This is a genomic window from Agromyces mediolanus, assembly GCF_044917495.1.
GTDB classification, from domain to species: domain Bacteria; phylum Actinomycetota; class Actinomycetes; order Actinomycetales; family Microbacteriaceae; genus Agromyces; species Agromyces mediolanus_B.
In genome coordinates this window covers 348,808-356,456 of record NZ_JAVSSI010000004.1, presented here as the reverse complement: position 1 = coordinate 356,456, position 7,649 = coordinate 348,808, and the positions used below count along the sequence as shown (strand labels likewise).

The following is a 7,649-nucleotide window of genomic DNA, read 5'->3' as shown; positions in this document are numbered from 1 at the left end:
CGGTGACCGCGGCGACGCCGAGCTGGTCGAGCAGATCGGTGAGGTTCACCGTGGCGTTGCCGAAGTCGGCCGGGTCGGCGTCCTCGGACACCGAGATCGTGCCGTCATCGGCGACCGCGCCGGACGCGGCGACGGAGTCCGTCGTGGACGCGGTCCCCGCGTAGCTGTTGATCACGCCGATCTCGCCGAGGTTCAACAAGCCCGGCCCGGTGCCGTCGGTCAGCAGCGGGACCTGCACCAGGCCGTTGCCGATGAGGTCGAGCTGGAGGCCCAACGCTTGCAGCACCGCGAGATCGAACGGGTCCGCCTGACTCGCAGGACCCCCCGGATCCGAGGCGTACGCGTACGCGAGATCCGCGGCCTGCAACTGCAGCAGATCCGCCCCCAAGAACTGCCCCAACGCTTGGGATGGGTCCGACGGGGCGGCCTGCGCACTCAGCGCACCACCACCCCCGACGACGAGGAGGGCCACGGTGCCGGCTGCAAGCCCGCGCACCACCCCCGCCCGCCCAGACCCCGACGAGGCATCCCCCCGCCGAACCTTCCCGAACCCGGACATACGTGTACGCAGGCGCGACATAATCCCCTCCACTGCGAGCGAAACGGTCTCCCGAACACGCCGACACCTGCCCCAGATGGGATGCCAACTCCCGGAGAGGAAAACCAGGGGGCCGTCTGGGACGTTCTGCAGAACGACAGCCCCCTGGCCTCACAGCCGACCAACCCGATTCGTCGACCGCAAGGGATTTCCCGCGGCCACTCTACAAAGCGGGATACCAGAAACTCAAATCGACCCCGCCCGGAAGGCCGCCGGGGCGAGCCCGACCTGCCGCTTGAAGAACTTCGAGAAGTTCGCCGAGTCGTGGAAGCCGAGCGCCTCCGCGACCTCGCGCACGGGGAGGTCCGGCAGGTGCGCCAGCAGCCGCTTCGCCTCGAGGACCACGCGATCGTCGATGAGCTGCTTCGCCGTGCGTCCGCTGCGCTCGCGGACCGCCGCAGTCAGCGTCTTCGGGGTGCAGCCGAGCAGCTGCGCCGCCGCCTCGACCGAGCGGTCGATGATCCAGGGCCCCTGCTCGTCGAGGAGCCGCACGAACCGCTCGTACAGCGGCCCCGAGCCCCGCATCGCCGTGCCGCTCGGTCCGTCACCTCCGCAGAGCCGGAGCAGCAGCGCCTCGAGCACGTGCTCCACCGCGGCCGCGGCGCACCTGGTGGCGGCCCGATCCAGCTCTCCCAGCGTCAGCAGCAACGACGAGACATCGGCGGGGTAGCTCCCGCGCGCCCAGCGTGCGCGACTCGCGACCCCGGCGCGGCGCAGCAGCTCGGTCGACGCCGGCGTGACGAGCTCCGGCTGGAAGAGCACGACACGACCCTCCCAGCCGCCCGGCTCGCCCCACTGCTGCACCTGTCCGGAACGCACCCAGAGCAGGTCGCCGACGGCCAGCCGATGCTCGACGAAGTCGACCCGGTGCGTGGTCTCTCCGGCGGTCACCTCGATCAGCAGGTCGAACCGCGGCCGTTGCGGCGCGCACAGCGCCCCGCGGCCGCCGTCCGCGTCACGCAGATCGGACGCGCGGATCAGCTCCACGCGCGCCGCGCTCCCCGGCGAGCGGAAGCGCACATTCGGTATCCCAGAATGTTCGATTTTGACCACGTGATTGCCTCTCCTGACATCGAAACCCCGGGCTGCCCTTCAATGCGCTGGTATGCAACATGAAAACTTCCAAATCCATTCGCATCGCACTGGCATCCCTTTCACTCCCGACCGTCCTCGTGCTCGCCGCGTGCGGCGCGGCCGAACCGGCCGCAGCGCCCGCCGCAGCCGAGCAGTCGAGCTCGACCGGCCGCGACCTCGCGGCCGAGGAGGCGAACCGCGAACTGGTCGTCGAGTTCTACGACCGCTTCTTCAACGAGCACGAGACCGAGGAGGCCGCGGAGGTCGTCGCCGACGACTACATCCAGCACAATCCGGGCGTGCCCGACGGCAAGGAGCCGTTCGTCTCGTACTTCACCGGCTTCTTCGCGGAGAACCCGGAGTCGCGCGCCGAGATCGTGCGCAGCGCGACCGACGGCGACCTCGTCTACCTCCACGTCCGATCGACCGACCGTCCCGGCGAGCTCGGCTCCGCCGTCGTCGACGTCTTCCGCGTGGACGACGGCCTGATCGTCGAGCACTGGGACGTGATCCAGGAGGTCCCCGCCGAGTCGGCGAACGACAACACCATGTTCTGACCCGGCGCTCGACCGAGCCCGATGCTCCGGGCCCGCGACGACGCGGGACCGGAGCCCTCCCCCACGATCCCCAGCCGCCAGGAGTCCCGACGATGGTTCTCGATCGCCTCGCCCCAGTTCCTCCCGTCGGCCCGGGGCGGGCCCCCACCGCGCTGCAGTCGCGTACCCTCGAACTGCGCCGGGGCACGGTGCCGCAGGCCGGCGCACTGCCCGATCGCGGCCGCGGCCGTGGCCCCCTCGGCACCTCCCGCGATGCCGCGAGCGCGCGGGTGTTCCGCAGCCTTCGCGGCGACATCGTCGCAGCCGTCCGGCCGGGCGGATCACGGCTCGTCGAGCTGGAGATCGCCGAGCAGTACGGAGTCAGCCGGCATGCCGTGCGCGTCGCCATCCGCCGCCTCGTCACCGAGCGGCTCGTCGACGACGACTCGGCCAGCCGGTGGACGGTCTCCTCCTTCACCCGCTCGGATGCCTCGGACCTCGCCGAGGTGCAGACGCTGCTCGATCGCGTCGCGGCCCGACAGGCGGCGCGCCGCCGTTCTCCCCACGATCTCGCCGCGTTCGCGCGACAGACCGCCGCGGCGGCGCGGGCGATCCACCGCGACGACTTCCTCGACCTGATCCGCATCGGCGGCCGCTTCCGCGCCGAGGTCTACGGAGCCACCGGCAACGGGGCGCTGCTCCAGCTCCACGATCGCCTGCACAGCCGCTCGCTCCGCCTTCTGGCCTTCGCCGACGAGGCGGAGGTCGATCCGCTCCGGGCCCTCCACGACTTCGAGGCGGCGTTCGCAGCTCGCGACGCGGATGCCGCGGAAGGGGCGGCCATCCGCTTCAACGACGAGCTCCGCGCGGCCCGGCGCTCCTGGGCGCTGCGCCGCCTCGACGAGGCCTCGGGCGGATTCGGCCGCGAGGCGGGCGCCCCGCTCGACGGTACCGCCGCCCCCGGGCCCGTCGCCGCCCTGACGAACGACCTCCGTTCCGACATCCTGAGCGGGGTGCGCCGCCCTGGCGCACCGCTTCCCACGCGCGTGCTCGCGCGGGAGCACGCGCTCGGACGGGCCGAGGTGCGCGAGGCGCTGCTGCAGCTCGCGGCCGAGGGCCTCGTCGCGCTCGGGCCGGAGACGGCCGCCGCCCGGGTCCGCACGATCCCCGACGGGGAGCTCGCGGAGTTCCTCGAGCTCGCCGTGCTCCTCGACCTGCTCGCCGTGCGGCTCGCCTCAGCGCGCCCGAAGGCCGCGGGCCTCGCCGGGCTCGAGGCGCGACTCGCGGTCGAGGAACGCCTCGCAGGCCTCGGCGCGGGGCATCCGTCGACGCGCGAGGCGTGGTTCGCCGTCCGGGATCAGCTGCTCGTGCTCTCCGGCAATCGCGTGCTGCTCGACGTCGGCCGGCTCCTCGAGCCGCGGCTGCGGGTGCTCGCCGCCCGCTCGCCGGAGGCGCTCGCGACGTTCGGGGCCCACCGACTCGTCTTCGAGGCCGTGGCGAGCCGCGACTTCGAACTGCTCCGCCGCCGGCACCCGGCCGGCGCCTCGCCCCGGTTCGATCACCAGCTCGCCTTCCTCTGAGGGTTCGGCCGAGCGGAGAGCCCCGGCGCTCGTTTCGGGGACGCATCCCGGGCGCTTCCTCCCGATGGGGCGCATTCGCCGCACTGCCGCGCATGATGGAGGTGACGGCCGCCGGGGAGTCTGCGGCCAGGAGGAGCGAAGCAGGGATGCTGGTACTGACTCGGAAGTCGAACGAGCGCGTGCTCATCGGCGACGACATCGTCATCACGGTGCTCGAGGTCCGGGGCGACAGCTCCGTCCGCCTCGGCATCGAGGCCCCGCGCGATCGGCGCATCCAGCGCGAGGAGATCGTCGTCGGGGTCGCCGACGCGAACCGCGAGGCCGCGGAGATCGGCGCCGGCGCCGAGTCGGAGCTGCTGAGGCTGCTCGGCCGCTGAGCCCGCGCTTCGCCTCCCATCCCGAACGGGTCGCTTCGCGACCTCCGCTTCGCCCTCAGGCGGTGGCGCTGTCGGGATTCGACCCCCTCGAGCGGGGAGGCGACACCGGGGAAAGGCGCGGAGCGGGGTGGGGATGCCGCGCGCTCAGGCCGCGGCGAGCACCTCGGCGAGCGGGGCGCGGAGCGGCCAGTCGCCGCGGTCGAGGATCGTCTGGCGGGCCCGGCCGTCCGCGGCCACGACGATCGGCGCCTGCAGGTTGACGGTCGTCGGCGCCGCCGACGGGTTCACCACGACGTAGACGGCCGGGGCCGCGTCGCCGAGCTCGTCGAGATCGATCCGCGGAACGGCCGGGTGGTAGCCGGGCAGGTGCAGCGCCGCGTCCAGGAGGTACAGCCGGGCGTCGCCCGAGTCGGCCCTGAGCGCGAGCAGCCCCGGCGCGCCGTCGACCGGCGCGAGCTCGAAGTCGGTGTCGGCGAGCCCGAAGGGCGGGGCGAGGAAGGTCACGCGGGTCATCGGAGGTAGTCCATCAGGGTCGGGCGCACGGCGCGGGCGGTCGCGGCGAGGGCCGCCTGGTGCGCGATCTCGCTCGTGGAGAGCTCGATGGCGGCGGTCGCCACATCGATGTCCTCGAGCCGGCTGCGGGTCGCCTCGAGATCGATCTTCTGGGCGAGGTTGCGGTCGACGGCCTGGAGCACGGTGGCGTGCCTCGCACCCGCCGCGGCGTGCGCGTCGAGCACGGCGGAGCGGTGCGCGTCGAGCGCCGTGAGCTCGCCGCCGACCGGGGTGCCGGCGCGCAGTCCGGCGGCGATCCGGTCGAGCGTCGCGAAGACGGAGTCCGCGCCGACCCCGTAGACGGCCGCACCGTCGACGTCCACCCGGACGGTGGTGCTCGCGTCGAGCCGCCGCTCCACGGTCCCGGCGCCGCCGGAGAACGCGTAGCTCGCGTCGAAGGCGGGCTGGTCGGAGGTGCCGGCGAAGACCTGCCGGCCGGCGTAGTTCGAGTTCGCCTGGGCGAGCAGCAGATCGCGCACCGCGTCGAGCTCTGCGGCGATCGCGTCGCGCTGCGTCTGCGAGAGCGCGCCGTCGTTCGCGCCCTGCAGGGTGAGGTCGCGCGCGCGGCCGAGCAGCGTGGTCGTCGACTGCAGCGCGGAGTCGATCGTCGAGAGCCAGGCGTTGCCGTCCTGGATGTTCCGCGAGTACTGCAGGTTCGCCCGCTGCTCGGCGCGCACCTGCATGGCGCGGGCCGTGGCCGCGGGGTCGTCCGACGGCTTCGTGATCGCCTTGAAGTCGGTCGCGCGCTGCTGGGCCCTGGCCAGCTGGGATGCCGCGAGCTGCAGGTTGCGCGCGGACGACTGCGCGATCGACATGGTCGTGATGCGGTTCATGGCCGACTACCTCCCGACCAGGCCGGTGCGCGTGATGAGCACCTCGAGCATCTCGTCGATCGCCGTGAACACGCGCGCGGCTCCCTGGTAGGCGGTCTGGGCCGTGACGAGCGCGAGGTTCTCCTCGTCGAGGTCGACGGCGGACTCGGACTGCTGCCGGCCGACCGCGTCGACGAGCCCGAGCGCGGCGACCTGCGCGCGCGAGCCCTCCGCGCCGGACGCGATGCCGACCTTCGCGACGAAGGAGCCCCAGACCTCGTCCGGCGAGCCGGCGGCCCGCCCGATGCCGGCGATCCGGTCGGCGATCGTACCGTCCTTCGCCCCCGCGCCGGGCAGGGCGGCGGCGATGCCCGAGACATCCGTCGGCACGACCCGGAGGCCGAGCGCCGCGGGCACGCCCGCGTCGAGGGCGAAGAAGTCGAGGCCGGTCGTGCCGCCCGGCGTGGCGCCCGTGCGGTGCACGGCGTTCACCTGATCGGCGAGCGCCGTCGCGACGGCGTTGTAGGAGGCGAGCGCCTCGTTCAGCGCGCCGCCGGTGCCGCCCGATGCGGGCCCGAGCATCGAGAGGGCGCCGGCGAGCTCGCCGCCGTCGAGGTCGATGGCGGTGCCGGGACGCCGCTCCCACTGCACCGAGACGGCCCCGGTGCCGCCCGCGGTCGTCGGCCCGGCGAGCACGAGCCGGTTCGCGGTGGTGCCCGTCACGATCGGGTTGCCGGCCACGAGCACGTCGACGGTGCCGTCGCCCCGGTCGTGCACCTGACCGCCCGCGATCGAGGCGAGGTCGGCGGCGACGCGGTCGCGCTCGTCGAGGAGCTCGTTGACCTGTCCGCCGGCGAGCGTCGAGCGCCGGATGGTGTCGTTCAGCTCGGCCACCCGGGCGGCGGCGTGGTTCACCTCGTCGACCATGGTCGCGGCATCCTTCCGGAGCGCCGTCCACTGCGAGGACACCGCACGGTAGCCGTCGGCGATGCGGCCGGCGAGCGTCGCCGCCTGCTGCAGCACGACGGCGGCGGCCGCGCCGTCGCCCGCCGCGTTGCCGAGGTCCTGCCACGACGCCCAGAACTCCTGCATCCGCGCGGAGAGGCCGTCCTTGCCCGGCTCGCGGAGCCCGGTCTCGAGCGTCTCGAGGGCGGCCGCGCGGGTCGCGTGGTACCCGGAGGTGGCGGAGGCCTCGCGGACCCCCTCGGTGAGCAGCTCGTTGGCGAGCCGCGCGATGCCGGTGACCATGACGCCCTGACCGGGGCCGGGGCGCGAGAGGGCGAGCACGCCGATGGGCCCCGCGACGGGCGAGGAGGCGAGCTCCGCCCGCTGGCGCGTGTAGCCGGGGGTCTTCACGTTCGCGATGTTCTGGCCCGCGACGTCGACCGCGGTGCGCGCCGCGTTCAGGGCGGTATGGCTCGTGTTCAGCCCGCTGAAGGTGCTCATCAGGTCTCCTCGTCCACCAGGGTGGCTTCGACGACGTCGCGGGCGAGGCCGCGGGCGTCGTAGGTCGTGGTGCCGCGCCGGGGCGCCGCGTGGGGCGAGAGCCCCGCCGGCCTCGCGGCCTGCTTCAGAAGCTGCTCGTTCGCGTCGCGGAGCTCGCCGATCTCGCCGGTCACCTCGCGGAGCGCCGCGAGGTGGGCGAGCAGGATGTCCCGCCAGACCTCGTCGCCGACCGCATCGGCGAGCTCCTGGAGCGTCGCCTCGGCGGAGAGCTGCAACTCCTCGGCGACCTCGGCGGACTCGACGGCGCGCGCGAGCCCGACCTCCTTCAGCCGCGCCGTGAGGAACTCGATCTCGTGGGCGGCCCGGCCGAGCCAGCGCCGCCGGTCGGTCGCGAGCAGCAGGCGTTCGACCTCGAGCTTGTAGAGGAGCACGTCGAGCAGCTCCCGCTCGCGCCAGAGCACGGCGGAGAGTTCGTGCAACGACATGCGGACCGCCTCTCCTCGATGCCTGCGACTATCGGCCGCGCCACCGCCCGCGGTAAGCGTCGGGCCCCGAGTTCTCGCCCCGTGCCTTCCGATGCGCCCGACTTTCGGGAAAGTCGGGCGAGTCCGCACAAATGCGGACCGGTGCCGCGCATGTACTTCTTGCCGGGATGTCCGCACTAATGAGGACAC

At 73.4% G+C, this 7,649-nt stretch carries 9 protein-coding genes; 3 read left to right on the top strand and 6 right to left on the bottom strand.

From position 1 onward, the window contains the following. Both ROT00_RS08815 and ROT00_RS08810 read right to left on the bottom strand, forming a co-directional pair. Nucleotides 1–559, bottom strand: a 559-nt coding sequence (locus ROT00_RS08815) for a choice-of-anchor G family protein (protein WP_404774088.1), incomplete at its 3' end; no start/stop codon positions are given. Between the two features lie 225 nt (nt 560–784). Continuing rightward, entirely contained in the window at nt 785–1,618 is an 834-nt protein-coding gene (locus ROT00_RS08810; RefSeq protein WP_404774060.1) for an AraC family transcriptional regulator, read from the bottom strand. Between the two features lie 92 nt (nt 1,619–1,710). On the opposite strand from ROT00_RS08810, the gene ROT00_RS08805 reads away from it, so the two are divergent. The 3 genes from ROT00_RS08805 (at nt 1,711) to ROT00_RS08795 (ending at nt 4,165) form a co-directional block, all read left to right on the top strand. Beyond that, nucleotides 1,711–2,229, top strand: a complete 519-nt coding sequence (locus ROT00_RS08805; protein WP_404774058.1) for a nuclear transport factor 2 family protein — start codon at nt 1,711–1,713, stop codon at nt 2,227–2,229. 92 nt (nt 2,230–2,321) lie between these two features. After that, complete coding sequence (locus ROT00_RS08800) at nt 2,322–3,788, top strand: GntR family transcriptional regulator (protein WP_404774057.1); 1,467 nt, start codon at nt 2,322–2,324, stop codon at nt 3,786–3,788. 146 nt (nt 3,789–3,934) lie between these two features. Beyond that, a complete protein-coding gene (locus ROT00_RS08795) occupies nt 3,935–4,165 on the top strand; it encodes a carbon storage regulator (protein ID WP_404774056.1) in 231 nt (76 codons plus the stop codon). A 144-nt stretch (nt 4,166–4,309) separates the two neighbouring features. Here ROT00_RS08795 and ROT00_RS08790 read toward each other — a convergent pair whose 3' ends face one another. From ROT00_RS08790 to flgN, 4 genes are read right to left on the bottom strand one after another with little or no spacing between them, the layout of a single operon-like run. Beyond that, nucleotides 4,310–4,678 (bottom strand): flagellar assembly protein FliW, encoded by a 369-nt coding sequence (locus ROT00_RS08790; protein WP_404774054.1) that lies wholly within the window; start codon nt 4,676–4,678, stop codon nt 4,310–4,312. After that, nucleotides 4,675–5,550 (bottom strand): flagellar hook-associated protein FlgL, encoded by an 876-nt coding sequence (gene flgL, locus ROT00_RS08785; protein ID WP_404774052.1) that lies wholly within the window; start codon nt 5,548–5,550, stop codon nt 4,675–4,677. Before flgL ends, ROT00_RS08790 begins: the two co-directional genes overlap by 4 nt. A gap of 6 nt (nt 5,551–5,556) precedes the next feature. After that, nucleotides 5,557–6,975 (bottom strand): flagellar hook-associated protein FlgK, encoded by a 1,419-nt coding sequence (gene flgK / locus ROT00_RS08780; protein ID WP_404774050.1) that lies wholly within the window; start codon nt 6,973–6,975, stop codon nt 5,557–5,559. Next, on the bottom strand, nt 6,975–7,460 hold the full coding sequence (gene flgN, locus ROT00_RS08775) for a flagellar export chaperone FlgN (RefSeq protein WP_404774048.1): 486 nt from the start codon (nt 7,458–7,460) through the stop codon (nt 6,975–6,977). Before flgN ends, flgK begins: the two co-directional genes overlap by 1 nt. Between the last annotated feature and the right edge of the window lie 189 nt (nt 7,461–7,649).